A 16760-nucleotide genomic window follows, 5' to 3' on the forward strand; every position below is an offset into this window, starting at 1 on the left:
GGCCGCGAACTCCGGCTCCGGCGCTCCGAATCCCGCGGGTCCGCAGACCGCCCGGCCGGCCCCCTCCCGGGGTGCTGTGTCCGGAGAAGCGCCGTCGCAACCCCCGCCTCCCGGTCCCATCTCGCAGCCGGGCACCGGATCCGCCCGGCCCCAAGGGCCCGGACCGGCTCCCCAGCCGGGTCCGGCACCGCACCCGGGTTCGGGATCCGCTCAGCAGCCGGGCCCCGCCCCGCACCCCGGTCCTACTCAGCACCTCGGCCCCGGTCCTGTTCAGCAGCCCGGTCCGGAACCTCATCGGGGTCCCGAATTCGCGCCGTACGGGAGCTCTGCTCCGTATCCGGGATCCGATCCGCACGCGGGCCCCGGTCACGCTCCCCACCCGGAACCCGGTCCCGCCCCGTACCAGGGCCGCGGACCTGCTCCGTTCCAGGGTCCGGATCCCAAATCGGGTCCCGGAACGGCTTCGTACCCCGCCCCCGGGCCCGATCGCGGCCCCGACCTCGGCGATTCCGAGTACGCGACCCGGCAGTTCCCGCGCCCGCCGCAGGTTTCCCCCGCCGCGGGCCCGCGCGATGTGCCGAATCCCCGGCGCGACGACGCCCCGACCGAGGTGTTCGACTCCGAGGCGATCACCCAGCGGCTGTCCGCGGGGCCGTCCTCGTGGCCCGGGCACCCCGACAACCCCACGACCGCCGATATCGCTGCGGCCAGTGGTTCCGATACGCCCCCGCCGCGTAACCGCTCACCGCGTCCCGGTGGTTCGGGCGGCTCCGGTGGTTCCGGTGGCGGTCCGCTGTCCGGTGCGCGGACCTGGTTGCGTTCACCCGGCGCGCGGCGCGTGCTGCTGGTCGCGGCCGTGGTCTTCGGGCTGGCGCTCGTCGGCTATATCGCCGATCTGGTCATGACCTCCGGCAAGGTGCCGCGCGGCGTCGAGGTCGCCGGGGTCGCGATCGGCGGTATGGACAAGGAAGAAGCACGCGGGCAATTGCAGGGCGTGCTCGACGCCCGCTCCGGCGAGACGATCCCGGTGAAGATCGCCGATGTGCAGACCCAGCTCGTTCCCGCCGCCGCCGGACTCGGCGTCGACTGGGACGCCACCTGGGAGCGGATCGGCGGGCAACCCCTCAACCCGGCCTCCCGGCTGCTGTCCTTCGTCGCGACCCGCAAGGTGACCGTCGCGAGTTCGGTGGACGAAGCCGCCTTCGGCCGCACGATCGACGAGCTGAAGGTGCACGACCATCCGCCGGTAGAGGGCGGTATCGAATTCGAGGGCACCCGCCCCGTCGCCGTGGATCCGACACCCGGCCGGGTGCTGGATGTGGCGGCCGCACGCACCGTGATCACCGATCAGTGGCCCACCGCGAGCACCCTGGATCTGCCGGTCGCCGACGCACCGCCCGCGGTGCGCCGCGACGCCATCGAACAGGCGCTGCACCAGATCGCCGAACCGGCGGTGAGCGCCCCGGTGGTCTACACGGGCAAGGGTTCGGCCACGGCGACCCTCAACCCGGAGCAGATCGCCGAGATCGTCGATTTCGTGCCGGACGGTCACGGGGGGCTGCGGGTCGAATTCGATCACAAGGTCGCCACCGATCTGCTGGCCCCGCAGCTGGCCTCCACCGAGGTCGAGCCGAAGGACGCGACGTTCACCTTCTCCGGCGCCCCCACGGTGGTGCCGGCCGTCGTCGGTGACAAGGTCAACTGGGCGAAAACGCTGGACCAGCTGCCGGTCATGCTGGCCGCGAACGGACCCCAGCGCACCACCGCCGCGATCTACGAACGCATCGAACCCAAACTCACCACCAAGGCAGCGGAAGAGCTCGGTATCACCGATGTGATGGGCGAGTTCACCACCGGCGGATTCACCGGACCCTCCGGCGTGAACATCCGCACCGTCGCCCAGGAGGTCAACGGCGCCGTGGTGAAACCCGGCGACACGTTCTCCCTCAACGGCCACACCGGTCCGCGTACCGCCGCGGAGGGCTATGTCGAATCCGGCATCATCGACCACGGCCGGCCCAGTAAGGCGGTCGGCGGCGGGATCAGCCAGTTCGCGACCACCCTCTACAACGCCTCGTATTTCGCCGGCCTCGAGGATATGGGCCATACCGAGCACAGCTACTACATCTCGCGCTACCCGGCGGCCCGCGAGGCGACGGTCTTCGACGGCGCAATCGACCTGCAGTTCCGCAACAACACCCCGCACGGGCTGTATATCCAGGCCTTCGCCGACAGCTCCGAGGTGACGGTGCGGATCTGGGGCACCAAGACGGTGAACGTGGAATCCATCACCGGCGAGAAGAGCAAGCCGACCGATCCGGAGACCATCACCCTCCCCGAGGGCGACGACTGCATCGCCTCCCACGGCGCCCCCGGTTTCACCATCTCCGACACCCGGGTGATCAGCGATATCAATACCGGCCAGGAGATCTCCCGCCACACCCGCACCGTCAAATACGATCCGGTGCCCGAGGTGAAATGCGAGACCCCGGGAGAGAAGAAGGACGAGGACAAGCCGGAGGAGGGCGGTTCGACCCCCACCACAACCACTCGCCCCAGCACCCCCAGCAGCGATACCGAAGGCCGTCGCCCCAGCAACCGCTGAGGCTGTTGTCGTTGGAGCGGCTCCGCCGCTCGAGGTTCGGCCCTCCTGAGCGTCTGCTGTCGGCCCTCGAGACTCGTGGCTGCGCCACATGCGCTTCGAGGGCCGACAGCAGACGCGGGCCGAACCGACGCGGGGCGAACCCTTGGTGGGCCTCGCTCGACTCGCGGGGCGGAGGGCTCTGGTCGGTTCGGAACGAACTGTTCGGGTGGTCCGGTTGGTGGAGTGGTTGCCTGATTACAACGGGGTGCGCATCAGCAGGACGTTGTACTGGTTGTGGACAGTGAGCAGGAAGTACAGGTCACTGCCGGTCTGGTAGGGGAAGATCATCGGGGCGTACGCGGTGGGCAGTGCCGCCGCCTCGACCAGCACTCGCGGCGGGCTCCACGGGCCTTCCGGCGAGTCGGCGGTGCGCAGCACGACCGAGTTGAACGGATCCGTCGTCGTCATCACGTACTTGCGCAGATGCTCGTTCCACTGCACCGACAGCTCGGCCACCCCGTCCACGATCGGCGCGGCGGCCTTCGCGTCGTTGAGCTTCCACTCCTTGCCGTCCCAGTACTCGTAGGCGTCGATATTCGCGATCTCGGCCTCGCGCACCCGGGAGATGAAACCGGGGTGGTTCCGCCCGCCCGGCGTGCCGTAGCGGTAGACGAACCCGTCTTCCTTCACGAACGCGTTCTGCTGGAACCGTTCGTGACCGTCGACGTTCCCACGCCGGGTGGTCGGCAGCTGCGCCCAGGTCCGGCCGCCGTCACCGGAGGAGGCCAGGGTGGAGAAGTTCGTGGTCCAGCGACCGTGATCGCCCCATTCCTTCACCGACATCAGGCTCATGTACTGCACCCCGCCCACCGCGATACCGGCGGTCGGGATCAGGCTGATCTCGATGCCGGGAATCTTCGGGCTGGGTAGCGGGTTGGGCACCGCGCCGTCGAAGATGATGCCCTGGGACGGATCCTTGGTCCGGCTGTGGAAGACCACATTGCTGGTCCACGCCCACATACTGCCCGCGAGCAGGTTCGGGAACCCGAAGCCCGCCGAATCGCCGAACGCGGTGATCATCGTTCCGGCCCCGTCGTCCCACATGACGCCCAGATCGGTGCCGAGCACATTGACCTGCTGGGTCTTGTTGGGGCTGTCCATACCGGTCACCTGGAACACTGCCTGGGTGTCGCCCGGCAGCGGCGGCAGGCCCCGGGGCTGGCCGTTGATCCCCGGGATCGGGTTCACATTGTTCGGGTCGGCCACGGCCGGACCGGCCAGGACGAGGGCCGCGGCGGCACCGACGACTCCGGCGCGCACCAGTACGGACAGCGGGCGGCGAGTCATTTCTCGATGTCCTCCTGCGGAACTGGGCGAGGTTCGGGGGTCATCTTGCCACAGGAGCGGGGGTCCGAAGCGGTTCGCGCGGGATGACTTCTTCCTGAGATGGTGGCGCTCTTGCTGGGGAAAGTGCGGGCCGGGCCTGCTCGAGACGGTGCGGGAACGCTGTCAGAAGACGAAGGGGTCGCCGTAACCGGTGGTCTGGGCGGTGCTGTTGCTCGCGTCGGCGCGGACGGTGACGAACGGCATCGCGGAGGCGGGGGAGAGGCAACCGTTGACGTTCAGCGGGGTATTGCTGTGGGCGAACGTGTACGGGAAGGTCGCCTCTTCGTCGAGTTCCGTGGCGCCGATCACCGCCGCCGTGACGGTTCCGGGGGCCAGGTTCACGGCGAGTTCTCCGGCGAGGCCGCTTTCCACTCCGACGGACGGCTGGACGGCGACGCCCACGCCCACCCCGATGCCGATCTCGGGGGGTGCGTCGATGGCCAGACCCAGGTCGACGCCGAAATCGACGCCGATGGAGGGCGCGATGGCGGCGGAGGCGCCGACGCTCGGGGAGATTCCGATGGAGATGCCGTTGGCGATATCGACGGCGCAGCCGATCAGGTACCCGGCCACGATCTCACCACTGCGCAGTGCCGCGTTGCTGTCCAGGGCGACCGAGAAATTGCCGGAAACCTTGACCGCGTGCACGAACGGCACTCCCATTGCGGTCTCGGCGGACGGGACGACACCGTTGGAGTCCACCGCCGCGATGATGTGCAGCCCGCCGACGGAGATTTCCCCGGGGACGCCGGCGGTGGCGGATCCGGTGCTGGTGACAGCCGATATCACCGCGGCGAATACGGCCACCGTGAACGAGTATCTGCGGTTCATAACGCTCCAGTCGAGTAATTATCGAATCGGAACTTTCACAAACGAACTCACACGTGAACCAGCGCCGCGAACTTCGTGCGGGCAACCCGGACCCGCGCGCGACGCGGTATTTCTACCGCACCGGCGATACCGCAAGATAGTTGCCACGCAGTGCACCCGGCTTTATCGCGATCGGATTCGCGCCGGAAGCCGGGAGTGCGCAGACGAAAAACGCGGCGGCCCGGAAGGTTCCGGGCCGCCGCGGGGACGAGCGGGAAGCGGGTCAGAAGGCCGCTTCGTCGAGCTCCATGATGTCGTTGTCGAGGTTGGACAGGATGGCGCGGGTGGCCGTCAGCTCGGGCAGGATATTGCGGGCGAAGAACTGCGCCACGCCCACCTTGCCCTGGTAGAAGGCCTTGTCGGCACCGTCGGCGCCGGCATCCAGGGCCGCGCCGGCGACCTCGGCCGCACGCAGCAGCTGCCAGCCGATCAGCAGGTCGCCGACCGAGAGCAGGAACCGCACCGAACCCAGGCCGACCTTGTACAGCTCGTCGGTCTGTTCCTGGGCGCCCATGAGGTGGCCGGTGAGGGTGGCGGCCATGGCCTGCACATCCTCGAGCGCGGTCGCCAGCAGTTTCCGCTCGCCCTTGAGCCGGCCGTTGCCCGCCTCGGAGTCGATGAACTTCTGGATCTGGCCGGCCACATGGGCCAGGGCCACACCGCGATCGCGAGCGATCTTGCGGAAGAAGAAGTCCTGCGCCTGGATCGCGGTGGTGCCCTCGTAGAGCGAGTCGATCTTGGCGTCGCGGATGTACTGCTCGATCGGGTAGTCCTGCAGGAAGCCGGACCCGCCCAGGGTCTGCAGGGATTCGGTCAGGTACTGGTAGGCCCGCTCGGAACCCACGCCCTTGACGATCGGCAGCAGCAGGTCGTTGACCCGGGCCGCGGTATCGGCGTCCGCACCGGAAACGGCGGCCGCGACATCGGTGTCCTGGTGGGCGGCGGTGTAGAGGTACACCGCGCGCAGGCCCTCGGCGTAGGCCTTCTGGGTGGCCAGGCTGCGCCGCACATCCGGGTGGTGGGTGATGGTGACCCGGGGCGCGGACTTGTCGGTCATCTGGGTCAGGTCGGCACCCTGGACGCGCTCCTTGGCGTAGTCCAGTGCGTTGAGGTAGCCGGTGGACAGGGTGGCGATGGCCTTGGTGCCCACCATCATCCGCGCGTGCTCGATGACCTCGAACATCTGCGCGATGCCCTGGTGGACCTCGCCCACGAGCCAGCCCTGCGCCGGAACACCGTGACCACCGAAGGTGACCTCACAGGTGGCCGAAACCTTCAGGCCCATCTTGTGCTCGACATTGGTGACGAAAACGCCGTTGCGCTCGCCCAGTTCGCCGGTCTCGTGGTCGAAGTGGAACTTCGGGACGAAGAACAGCGACAGGCCCTTGGTGCCCGGTCCCGCGCCCTCGGGGCGGGCGAGCACCAGATGCATGATGTTCGGGAACAGGTCATCGGAGTCGGCCGAGGTGATGAAACGCTTCACACCCTCGATATGCCAGGACCCGTCCTCCTGCTGGACGGCCTTGGTGCGGCCCGCGCCCACATCGGAACCGGCGTCGGGCTCGGTGAGCACCATGGTGGCGCCCCAGCCCTGCTCGACGGCGATCTTGGCCCACTTCTTCTGCTCTTCGGTGGCGTTGTTGTAGAAGATGTTGGCGAAGCCGGGGCCGGCCGCGTACATGAACGCGGCGGGCTGCGCGCCGAGGATCAGTTCGGCGATGGCCCAGTAGGCGGTGCGCGGGATGTCGATGCCGCCCAGTTCGGGGTCGACGGAGAAGGAGTCCCAGCCGCCTTCCTGCAGCTTCCGGTAGCTCTTCTTGAAGGATTCGGGGAGCGAGACGGTGTGGGTCTCGGGGTCGAAGACCGGGGGGTTGCGGTCGGCGTCGGCGAAGGATTCGCCCAGCGGTCCCTCGGCCAGGCGACGGACCTCGTTCAGCATCTCCTTGACCGTGTCGGTGTCCAGGTCGCCGTAGGCGCCGGAGTCGAGGATGCTGCCGAGCCCGAGTACCTCGAAGAGGTTGAACTCCAGGTCGCGGACGTTGCTCTTGTAATGACCCATTGTGATACTCACTCTCCGTTGAGTCGGGTGCGGTCGGTGTCTGTGCCGTTCCCGCCCGTTGTTGCCATCGGGTAGCTACCGGAAGGCGGCATGCTACTCGCGGGTAACTTTACTGAGTATATTACCGACGAGTAAGGCGCTCGGCAATTGCGCCGGGGCGCTTTGTGACGTGACGAACACGCCGGGCACGGCCGGTATCCGATCCGTGATGTTCCCGGACCGCCGCGCCGCCGGTCGGCGGGGTGTTTCCGGTCGGGCTGGTTAGGGTGAGGCGTGCGGATCGAGACCAGCGCCGGGCCCGCCGAGGCCGAGATCGACCAGCCGGACGAACCGGCGTTCCTGCTGGTGTTCACGCACGGCGCCGGTGGTGGGGTGGATTCCCCCGACATCCTGACCGTGCGCGATACCGCGCTGGCGGCCGGTGGCGTGGTGGCGCGGGTGCTGCAGCCCTATCGGGTGGCGGGCCGGCGCGCCCCCGGTAAACCCGAACTCCAGGATCGCGCCTGGGTCGAACTGGTGCACGCGCTCCGCGCCGAGTTCCGGTCGGATGAAGGTGCCGAACTCCCGCTGGTTCTGGGCGGTCGCAGCAACGGTGCCCGGGTGGCCTGCCGGACCGCCACCGAACTCGGCGCCGGCGCGATCGTGGCGTTGTCGTTTCCGCTGCACCCTCCGGGCAAGCCGGAGAAATCGCGGCGCGACGAACTGCTCGCGGCGGGGGCCGCCGACGTGGTGGTGATCAACGGCGGCAGCGACCCCTTCGGTATTCCCGACAGCGCCGATGCCGCGGAGGTCCGGGTGATACCCGGCCAGCCCCATTCCTTCAAGAAGGGTTTCGACACGATCGCGGAAACGCTGGCGCCCTGGTTCCGGCGCTGGCGCGCCTGACCCGTGCGGTGGCGTCACGGGACGCTCACAACCTCGGCCGAGGCCTTCTCGGAGCGCGACCAGCGGGTTTAGGCTCTGGAGCCATGGCCGCCTCATCCGGCAAGGTCGTATTCATCACCGGCGCCGCCGGGGGTATCGGCGCGGAGGTCGCCCGGCGGATGCGCGCCCAGGGCGCTTACCTGGTTCTCACCGATATCGATCCGGAGCCCCTCCGGGACCTCGCCGCCGAGCTCGGCGGGGGGCGCGAAGTCGTGGCAGTGCCGGCGGATGTGCGCGATCTCGCGGCGATGGAGGCCGCGGTCGCGCGGGGGGTCGAGCGGTTCGGCGGGATCGATATCGTCGTGGCCAATGCCGGTATCGGCTGCTACGGGTCCGTTCTGCAGGTCGACCCGGCCGCCTTCGCGCGCGTCGTCGACGTCGATCTGCTCGGTTGTTTCCACACCGTGCGTGCCGCCCTGCCGTCGGTTGTCGAGCGGCACGGGTACGTGCTGATCGTCTCTTCGGTCGCCGCCTATCTGGCCCTGCCGGGTAATACCGCCTACGACGCCGCCAAAGCGGGGGTGGAGCATTTCGCCAACGCGCTCCGGCTGGAGGTGGCGCATCACGGGGTCGACGTCGGGTCGGCGCATATGTCGTGGATCGATACGCCACTCGTGCGCGAAGCGTTCACCGATATGCCCGCGGCCGAGCGCGGTCGCGCGACCCTGCCGGGTCCGGCGCGTAAGACGATCTCGTTGCGGGAATGCGGTGACCGGTTCGAGCGCGGGATCGATCGGCGCGCCAGGCGGATCGATGTGCCCGCCTGGGTCGGTGCGCTGCGCTGGCTGAAACCGCTGCTGCAGACGCCGATCGTCGAGCGGCTCTCCGGCCGGGCCGTTCCGGAATGGCTGCCGGATATGGACGCCGAGGTCGCCGCGCTGGGCCGCTCGTTCAGCGCCCGCACCCAGGCCCTCGGCGACGACTAGTCCCGGGGTGCGGGTTTCGTCGCGACCACCAGGGCATCGATCGCGTCCCCGGCCTCGGTCGGCCGCAGTACCTGCCGGGCCGTATCCACCTCGAGCCCGGAATCGGCGCCCAGATCGGCCACCACGTCCTCGGGCGTGAACAGGATCTCCGGATCCTGCGGACCCCCGTGCCCCCGCTCCGGATTCGCGCTGTCGTGTCCGAGCACCAGCAGCATCCCGCCCGGGGTGAGCAGTTCGGCCGCGCGCCGGACCATGACCCGGCGCTGCGCGGCCGGTAGATGCAGGAAGACCATGAGCACGAGCTCGTAGGGCCCGCCGATATCGGCCCCCGGTTCGGTGAGGTCGGCGCACTGCCAGCTGATCCGCTCCCGGATGGACCGGGTCAGCCGGGTCGCGACCGTGCGCCCCTTGTCGATTCCGACCTGGGAGAAATCCACCGCGTGCACCTGCCAGCCGTGCGTGGCCAGCCACAGCGCGTTGCGGCCTTCGCCGCAGGCGAGGTCGAGGGCGCGGGGCAGCTCCGGGACCCGGCCGTCGGGCCCGGGGAGCAGCTGTATGCGCCGGTCGAGGCCGTGGGCGAACTCCACCACCGTGTTGTTCGGTGGTGCCCCCCACACCAGGTCGCTCTGCACATACCGCGCATCCCAATCGGCCGCCTTCATGCCGACCAGTGTATGGAGGCGGCCGTCGTCCCGTGCCGGGCCACTCAATCCGCGGTGGATTCGGGCAGCCAGTCCACGGGGGTGGTTTCGCGGATGTGGACCAGGATGTCGAACGCGGCCGTCAGGGAGTCGACGGACATGCGGGCCTCCCGGTCCTTCGCCGGGTCGTACACCCCGCTGATGACCCGCAGCCCCGCCGCCGCCGACCGCCACGCGCGCACCGGCTCCGGCGCCGGGTCGCGCAGATCGATGTAGAAGGCGGGCAGATCCACTGCGCCGAGCGCGGCATCGATCAGATCGGGCTCCGGGTCCGGTGCGCGGACGGCGCCGAGGTCGCCGTGATGGAAGCCGATCGCCACCGATGCGTAGTCCGCGCCGAAACGGGCGCGCAACCGGCTGCCCTCGCCGCGCATCCGGGCCGTGGTTTCCGCGCCGGTGAGCAGCCCGGATGCGGCGGTGTGGCCGATACCGTCCCAGTAGACGATCCGCTCGCCGGTGGCGTCGTGCCGGTCGATCAGGGTTTGCGCCGATCCGCCGTCGTCGCCGCCGAAACCTCCGCGCCCGGCCACACTGTTCTCGTGGAAGGCCACGATCAGCCGGGCGTGCTCCAGTGCCGTATCGCGGCCGGCCCCGTCGGCGGCCCCCAGCGACTCGACGAGCGCCAGCGCGTCGCGGGCGTCTTCGGCGAACGGGCGGCCGGGATGGATTCCCCGGTGGCGCTGGATATGTTCGTCGATCCGGTGCGCGGTGCGGATCGGGTTCAGGTGCGCTTCCAGCTCGGGGAGGCGTTCGGGCGCCCGCGCCGCGGCGTAGGCGAGGAGCGCGTCGTAATCCGCGGGTCCGGCGGCCGGGGGTTGCACTCCGAATACGGAGACCCGGTTGCCGGGGTGGGCGATGTTGTGAGCGCGGATCCATTCGAGGGTCGCGGCGGTTTCGGCGGTGCGCAGCGGACGCCAGGCCTCGGCCAGCGCGCTCACGGGATCGCCCGCGCCGGTGCGCACGTAGGCGTCCATCCGCGCTCCGGAGCGGGCGCTGTCCTGCAGGGCCAGGGCGCGGAAACCGTGCTCGGTCACCAGGGTCCGCAGGATCCGCTCCCGGACCCCGTAGGTCTGCCGGGAGAAGCGGGTGGATTCGCCGAGACCGACCACCCGGGCGGTGGCCAGGCGGTCGGTCAGCGGCCGCAGGTCCGGTCCGGTGGCGGCGGGCCCGGTGCTGTGGATCGGCCGGGCCGCGCCGCGCAGCCATTCGGAAACCGCGTCGGTGCTACTGGATGGGGCGGTGCTGGTCATGGGTCCTCCCGGTCGCGTATCGGCGTCGGGGACCAGCCTTGTACCTCAACAATACTTCAGGTCAAGGGCGGGTTCACAACCGGGTGCGCATCAGGACGACGTTGTACTGGTTGTGCACGGTGGTCATGAAGTACAGATCGCTACCGGTCTGGTAGGGGAAAATCGACGGGGCGTATGCCGTCGGCAATTCCCGGGCGTCGATCAATACCCGTGGTTCGCTCCACGGTCCGGCCGGCGCCGGCGCGGTCCGCATAACCACCGAATTGAACGGATCCGTGGTCAGCGAGACGAACTGCCCCAGATAGTCGTTCCACATCACGGATAGTTCCCCGACGCCGTGCATGACCGGGCGCGCGGCATTCACATCACCGTGTTTCCAGGCCCCGCCGTCCCAGTATTCGTAGGCGCCCAGGTTCTGGATATCGGGTTCCCGCACACGGGAGACATACGCGGCATTGTCACGGCCCGAAGCGGTTCCGTAAACGTAGACGAACCCGCCGTCCTTCACGAAGGAATTCATCTGGAAATTGCGGTTCGCGCCCTCGTTGGGCCGCCGGGTGAAGGCCAGATCGGCCCATGTCTCACCATTGTCGGCCGAGGCCGCCAGTCCCGAGTAATTGGTGGTCCAGTCGCCGGGGGTGTCCCAGGTCTTCACCGACATCAGGCTCATGTACTGTACGCCGCCGACCGATATCCCGGCGGTCGGAATACGACTGATCTCGAGCAGCGGAATCTTCGGGCTGGGGATCAGATCGCGGGCCTGACCGAATACGTCCCGCACCACGCTGTCGAAGAAGATCCCGTTCCGGGGATCCTGGGTATGGCTGCGGACCAGCACATTGCTGCGCCACGCCCACATACTGCCGGCGAGCAGATTGGGGAAACCGACCCCGGCCGTATCGCCGAAAGCGGTCAGCATTTCGCCGTTCCCGTTATCCCACATGATGCCGAGATCGGTGCCCAGCATGTTGTAGTTGTGGGTGCTGTTGGGGCTGGCCATCCCGGTCACCTGGAAAACCGCCCGGGTCGCGCCGTGTAACTGGGGAAGCCCGGCGGTGCCGTTCAGCACCGGTATCGGGTTGATGGCGTTGGGATTCGCCGCGGCCGGTGCGGTGGCCGCCAGTAAGGCGGCAGATGCGCCCGCCAGCAAAGTCATCAGGATGGATCCGGTTCTCTTCAAGTCCGTCGGACCTCCGGGTCACGTAAAAACGCCGCGGTCAAATGGGGAGCGCCTCGATCGGATACGGGCGCACATTTTCGAATAGCTCGCAGATCGCCGGACATGTTAGCAGTGGACACGGCCGCACCAGCCAATTCCCCCGCCGGTCTGCGAAGGTGTTATCGACGAGTCCGGCCCGGCTCCGGCGTCGCGTCCGTTCAGCGGTGGAAAGTCCGGCCCCCAGCGGCATAGACCACTACATGGTCTAATCGAGAAGTTAACCGCGCATATCGGCGGGTTACTTCAGCGAAGAAGCGGAGGACGCATGCTGCCAGCCGGAATGGACCCGCGCACACCGGTGCTCGTCGGAGTCGGCCAGATCGTGCACCGGCCCGGTGAAGCGGGCCTGCCCGGTCCGGTGGCGCTGGCGGCGGAATCCCTGCGCCGTGCCGCCGCCGACAGCGGCGCCGGCGAGGCGCTGCTGCGGTCGGCCGATGTGATCGCCTCGGTGTCCCCGGTCAGCCGGACCTACCCCGATCTGGGTTCGCTGGTGGCGGCCGAGCTGGGCATCACGCCGAAGCGGACCGTGCAATCGGCCCGCTACGGCGGCGACGCCCCCCAGCGCCTGCTGAACCTGCTGGGCGGCGAGATCGCGGCCGGTAAAACCGATATCGCGCTGATCTGCGGCGCCGAAGCGGTGGCCTCGTGGAACGCGGCCAAACGGGCCGGAACCGAACCGGACTGGCCCGAACAGGACGAAACCGCCCGGCCCGGCCGCGTGATCGGTTCCGACGACGCCCCGAGCACCGCGATGGAGACCGCCGCCGGGCTCTGGGGCCCGATCTTCGTCTACGCGCTGATGGAATCGGCCATGCGGAACCGTCTCGGCCTGGACCAGGAATCGCACCTGGCCCGGATCGGCGGGCTGTGGTCGAGGTTCTCCGAGGTCGCCGCCCGTAACCCCTACGCGTGGCTACCGGCCGCGCGCGAGGTGTCCGAGCTGGTCACCACCGGACCCGACAACCGGATGGTGTGCACCCCCTATCCCAAGCTGCTGATGGCGAACCTGACCGTCGACCAGGGGGCGGGCCTCATCCTGTGCAGTGCCGCCGCGGCCGACGCCGCCGGAGTGCCGCGGGATCTCTGGGTCTTCCCGCACGGCGGCGCGACCGCCACCGACACCTGGTTCGTCTCCGAACGCACCGAGATGGCCGCCTCCCCGGCCATCGCGGCGGCCGGGCGCGCGGCGCTGGCGGGAGCGGGTGTGGGTATCGACGATATCGCCCATATCGACCTGTACTCCTGCTTCCCGGTGGCCGTCCAGGTCGGGGCCGCGGCCCTGGGTCTGCCGATCGACGATCCCGCCCGTCCGCTCACCGTCACCGGTGGTCTCACCTTCGGTGGCGGCCCGGGTAACAACTACAGCACCCACGGCATCGCCGCGATGGCCCAGGTGCTGCGCCGCAATCCGGACGACTACGGCCTCACCACCGCGCTCGGCTGGTACATCACCAAGCACGGAGTCGGGGTGTACTCGGCGCGCCCGCCTGCCGAGCTGTTCACGCCGGTGGAGGCCGATGTCCCGGTGGCCCGGCGCGATACCGCCCCCGGCTACACCGGCCCGGCGGTCGTGGAGGCCTATACGGTCCCGTACCGCAAGGGCGCCGACGGCGACGAACCGGAAGCGGTGGTGGTGAGTGCGTTGAACCCGGCCGGGGCCCGCATACTTGTCCGGGCGACCGACAGCGAGACCGTCGCCGCCTGCACCACCGGCGACCGTTTGGGCGCCACCGTCGATATCACCGCCGCAGATCGTTTCACGCTGCTCAGCGAGAGGACCGCCCGATGACCGAACCCGTGCTCCTGGACCGGTGTGACGCGATCACCGTGCTCACGGTGAACCGGCCCCAGGCGCGCAACGCCGTCGACCTGGCCACCGCGAAGGCCCTCGAGGCCGCCATCGACGAATTCGAGGCCGACGATACGGCCCGGGTCCTGGTACTCACCGGCGCCGACGGAACCTTCAGCGCCGGTATGGATCTGATCGCCATGTCGCGTGGCGAGGTACCGGTCACCGAACGCCGCGGGCCGCTCGGGATCACCGCGAAACCCCCGGTGAAGCCGATGATCTCGGCGGTGGAGGGTTTCGCGCTCGCCGGCGGATTCGAGCTGGCGCTCTCCGGTGACCTCATCGTGGCCGCCCGGGACGCGAAATTCGGGCTCCCGGAGGTGAAGCGGGGACTGGTGGCGGCCGCGGGCGGCGTGATGCGGCTGACCCAGCGACTGCCCCGCAGCACGGCCGCGGAACTGGCGCTGACCGGCGGCCGGATCAGCGCGGAACGCCTGCACCAGCTGGGCCTCGTGAACCGGGTGACCGAACCGGGCGAGGCGCTCGAGGTCGCGCTGGAACTGGCCGGTGAGATCGCCGCGGCGGCGCCGCTGGCGGTGGCCGCCAGTAAGCGGATCATCGATGAGAGCCCCGACTGGACCGCGGCCGAGGGTTTCGCAAAACAGGGCGAGATCGCCCTGCCCGCCCTGGTCTCCAAGGACGCCGCCGAAGGAGCGCTGGCCTTCGCCGAGAAGCGCGATCCGGTCTGGCAGGGACGCTGAGCGGCCCTCCGCTAGCGTGCCGCCCGGTCCAGCAGGATCCGGGCGCACGCGGCGGGGTCGTCGTAGAACGGGGTGTGCCCGCTGCCCTCCAGCGTGATGTGCCGGGCGAACGGCAGCACCTCGCGGGCCCGGCGGCTCTGGGTCGCGTAGGTGAGCAGGATGTCGCGATTGCCCCAGGCGATCGTCACCGGAATATCCGCGAGGGCCGCGGGGTCCCGCAGTTTCGCGTCGGTGAAGGAAGCCAGTGCCGGCGCGAAGCCCAGGGAGCCGACGGCCCCGTTCGCGGTATCGAGGGCTATCTGCGGGGTGACCGCCCACGGTTTCCCGAACACCAGGCCCAGGAACGCGGTCCGTCCCACCGGGTTGGCCAGCACCTTCGGTATCGCGGGCCCGAGCAGCCGGCCGAGGGTCCCCGAACGTCCCAGCGACTGCTGGCACCAGATCCGGCCCGGAGTATCCCAGAAGAAGATCGGCGAGTACGCGGTCACCGAACGGGCCAGACCGCGGGCGCCCAGATTCAGGCAGATCCCGCCGCCCATCGAGTTGCCGGCCAGATGGGGTTTCTCGATACCTTCGGCGGCCAGGAAATCGGCGAGGGCGTCGGTGAGGGTGTCGACGGTGGTGCGCGGCAGCGGCGCCGATCCACCGAAGCCGGGCAGGTCGACCGCGATCACGTCGAAGTGTTCGGCCAGCGTGCCGATGATCGGTTCCCACACCTGCCATCTGCTGCCCACCCCGTGCACCAGAACCAGGGGTTCGCCGCTGCCTTCACGATGATGCTCGAGGGTCGTCATGCCGGTTCTTCCGATCGCTACGGGATTCGGGGAAACACTAACAGCAGGCACGGGCCCTCAGTTCTGCTATAGCGGGATTGCCCGGCTCGGCGCCGTGGGCGGCGCAAGCAGGGCTGACAGTCGGTGCGCGGGCCGATATCGAAGAGACACGATCTGCCGAATGTCGCAAATCGCCATCTCGCCGGGCCCGCACGCCCCGGACACGGGCGCGCCGGAAGCCCGCCCCCGGCCGGACCTGCGCCGATCCCGACTGTGAGGCATATCGGAATTTGCGGCCCCGAGTTGCGGCGCGAGTGTGACTGCGACTACACACATGCGTGGACGTCATACGGGTGGCCCGGTATCGAATCCGCGGCCGACGCGGCGTCCAGGTGATACATCTGAGAGAGGAACCCGGTGCGGAAGACCCTTATTGCCGCGACCTTCGTCATTCTGCCGCTGCTGGCGGCCTGCGGTAGCGATACCGAATCCGCACCCGCGCTGACCGAAGCGGATCTGTCCAAGTCCCTGCAGGAGAAGGGTCTGCAGGATCCGGCCTTCGCCGACTGCGCCGCGAAACTCTACATTTCCGAGGGCATTTCGCAGGACGGTCTGCAGACCATGGTCAGCGACGAATTCGACACCCGGATGGCCGATCCGGAAACCCTCGGTATGAGTCAGGAGGACGCCGACAAGGCGCGCGCGGCGACCAACAAGATCGTCAGCGAATGCCTCGGGAACGCGCAGTAGCCCTTTCCGGCGATCGATTCGGCACACGGGCCGCGCGGTCTCGGCCGCCCGGCTCGTGTGAATCCGAGATATTCGGCACACCAACGCATTTCGCCCGGTGAGCCGCTTCCGGAAATGATTCTCGGTGAGCGCAATACTGCGTACGGGAATCACCGGCCTGCAGCATGCCACCATGGCAGCACATAATTCGCGCGCACCGGCCGCGCGTACGGCCGCGGTGATAGGCGCGGACCCGCTGGGCGTCACCTCGGCGCTGGGGTTGCTCGACGCCGGATTCGAGGTCGCGCTCTACAGCGACCGGGACCAGCGCGCGCTGCGGCACGGCACGCATCCCCCGGTCGTCGGCGGCGGTATCCGGCCGCGTCGCCGGCCCGGCGCGGGCGCCCGGCGCACCGCGCGGATCAGATTCGACGGCTATGTCGGCGTCAGCGTGGAATACCCCTTCGAAACGGGTGCCCGGCTCGGCGACTTCCTGGAACGCGGCGGCGCCTTCCTGGTGGAATTCGTGACCCCGGAATCCCTCGGCGAGATCGCCGCCAGCACCGATCTGACCTTCGTCGCCGGTGATCGCGGCGGCCTGGCCGGCTTCCTGCCGCTCGCCGCGGACCGTCCGCGCTACCGCGATTCGCCCCGCCTGCCGCGCGGACTGTACGTGCTGGCCCAGACCGCCGGTTGTGATCGCGCGGAGCGCAACCCTTGTTCCGGCGGGCAACCGATGCTGAACTGATCGGCGCAGGCACGTCGAGCCCGGTTCGCACCGGGGGCAGG

14 protein-coding genes are annotated in these 16760 nt (G+C 69.1%); 7 read left to right on the plus strand and 7 right to left on the minus strand.

The genetic code is table 11. From position 1 onward, the window contains the following. Positions 1-574: 574 nt before the first annotated feature. Positions 575-2605, plus strand: coding sequence for a VanW family protein (locus ACZ6SF_RS10420; RefSeq protein ID WP_466061761.1), 2031 nt, complete (start codon positions 575-577; stop codon positions 2603-2605). Positions 2606-2839: 234 nt separating this feature from the next. Here ACZ6SF_RS10420 and ACZ6SF_RS10425 read toward each other — a convergent pair whose 3' ends face one another. From ACZ6SF_RS10425 to ACZ6SF_RS10435, 3 genes are all read right to left on the minus strand, one after another. Then, the gene (locus tag ACZ6SF_RS10425; protein ID WP_466061762.1) at positions 2840-3931 is read right to left on the minus strand and encodes a DUF4185 domain-containing protein; all 1092 of its coding nucleotides are present in this window, start codon (positions 3929-3931) and stop codon (positions 2840-2842) included. A gap of 162 nt (positions 3932-4093) precedes the next feature. Beyond that, positions 4094-4801 carry an MspA family porin gene (locus ACZ6SF_RS10430; protein ID WP_466061763.1) on the minus strand — a complete coding sequence of 236 codons (708 nt, stop codon included), beginning with the start codon at positions 4799-4801 and terminating at the stop codon, positions 4094-4096. A gap of 262 nt (positions 4802-5063) precedes the next feature. After that, positions 5064-6899 carry an acyl-CoA dehydrogenase gene (locus tag ACZ6SF_RS10435; protein ID WP_466062251.1) on the minus strand — a complete coding sequence of 612 codons (1836 nt, stop codon included), beginning with the start codon at positions 6897-6899 and terminating at the stop codon, positions 5064-5066. 273 nt (positions 6900-7172) lie between these two features. Between ACZ6SF_RS10435 and ACZ6SF_RS10440 the strand changes: the two genes are divergently transcribed. Then, a complete protein-coding gene (locus tag ACZ6SF_RS10440; protein WP_466061764.1) occupies positions 7173-7784 on the plus strand; it encodes an alpha/beta hydrolase family protein in 612 nt (203 codons plus the stop codon). Positions 7785-7867: 83 nt separating this feature from the next. Then, the gene (locus ACZ6SF_RS10445; protein ID WP_466061765.1) at positions 7868-8749 is read left to right on the plus strand and encodes an SDR family oxidoreductase; all 882 of its coding nucleotides are present in this window, start codon (positions 7868-7870) and stop codon (positions 8747-8749) included. Here the strand turns inward: ACZ6SF_RS10445 and ACZ6SF_RS10450 are convergent. The 3 genes from ACZ6SF_RS10450 to ACZ6SF_RS10460 form a co-directional block, all read right to left on the minus strand. After that, entirely contained in the window at positions 8746-9411 is a 666-nt protein-coding gene (locus tag ACZ6SF_RS10450) for a class I SAM-dependent methyltransferase (protein WP_466061766.1), read from the minus strand. The two genes, ACZ6SF_RS10445 and ACZ6SF_RS10450, sit on opposite strands and share 4 nt — an antisense overlap. Positions 9412-9455: 44 nt before the next feature. Continuing rightward, the gene (locus ACZ6SF_RS10455) at positions 9456-10700 is read right to left on the minus strand and encodes an erythromycin esterase family protein (protein ID WP_466061767.1); all 1245 of its coding nucleotides are present in this window, start codon (positions 10698-10700) and stop codon (positions 9456-9458) included. Between the two features lie 73 nt (positions 10701-10773). Then, on the minus strand, positions 10774-11856 hold the full coding sequence (locus ACZ6SF_RS10460; RefSeq protein ID WP_466061768.1) for a DUF4185 domain-containing protein: 1083 nt from the start codon (positions 11854-11856) through the stop codon (positions 10774-10776). Positions 11857-12184: 328 nt separating this feature from the next. On the opposite strand from ACZ6SF_RS10460, the gene ACZ6SF_RS10465 reads away from it, so the two are divergent. After that, complete coding sequence (locus ACZ6SF_RS10465; protein WP_466061769.1) at positions 12185-13708, plus strand: acetyl-CoA acetyltransferase; 1524 nt, start codon at positions 12185-12187, stop codon at positions 13706-13708. Next, positions 13705-14469, plus strand: coding sequence for a crotonase/enoyl-CoA hydratase family protein (locus ACZ6SF_RS10470; RefSeq protein ID WP_466061770.1), 765 nt, complete (start codon positions 13705-13707; stop codon positions 14467-14469). The genes ACZ6SF_RS10465 and ACZ6SF_RS10470 overlap by 4 nt, the downstream gene beginning before the upstream one ends. Positions 14470-14480: 11 nt before the next feature. Here ACZ6SF_RS10470 and ACZ6SF_RS10475 read toward each other — a convergent pair whose 3' ends face one another. Beyond that, complete coding sequence (locus ACZ6SF_RS10475) at positions 14481-15263, minus strand: alpha/beta fold hydrolase (protein ID WP_466061771.1); 783 nt, start codon at positions 15261-15263, stop codon at positions 14481-14483. Positions 15264-15659: 396 nt separating this feature from the next. Here ACZ6SF_RS10475 and ACZ6SF_RS10480 point away from each other — a divergent pair, with 396 nt between their 5' ends. Further along, the gene (locus ACZ6SF_RS10480; protein ID WP_466061772.1) at positions 15660-15992 is read left to right on the plus strand and encodes a hypothetical protein; all 333 of its coding nucleotides are present in this window, start codon (positions 15660-15662) and stop codon (positions 15990-15992) included. Positions 15993-16116: 124 nt separating this feature from the next. Continuing rightward, on the plus strand, positions 16117-16719 hold the full coding sequence (locus ACZ6SF_RS10485; protein WP_466061773.1) for a hypothetical protein: 603 nt from the start codon (positions 16117-16119) through the stop codon (positions 16717-16719). The last annotated feature ends 41 nt before the right edge of the window (positions 16720-16760 follow it).

Source organism: Nocardia sp. NPDC049935 (assembly GCF_055586645.1).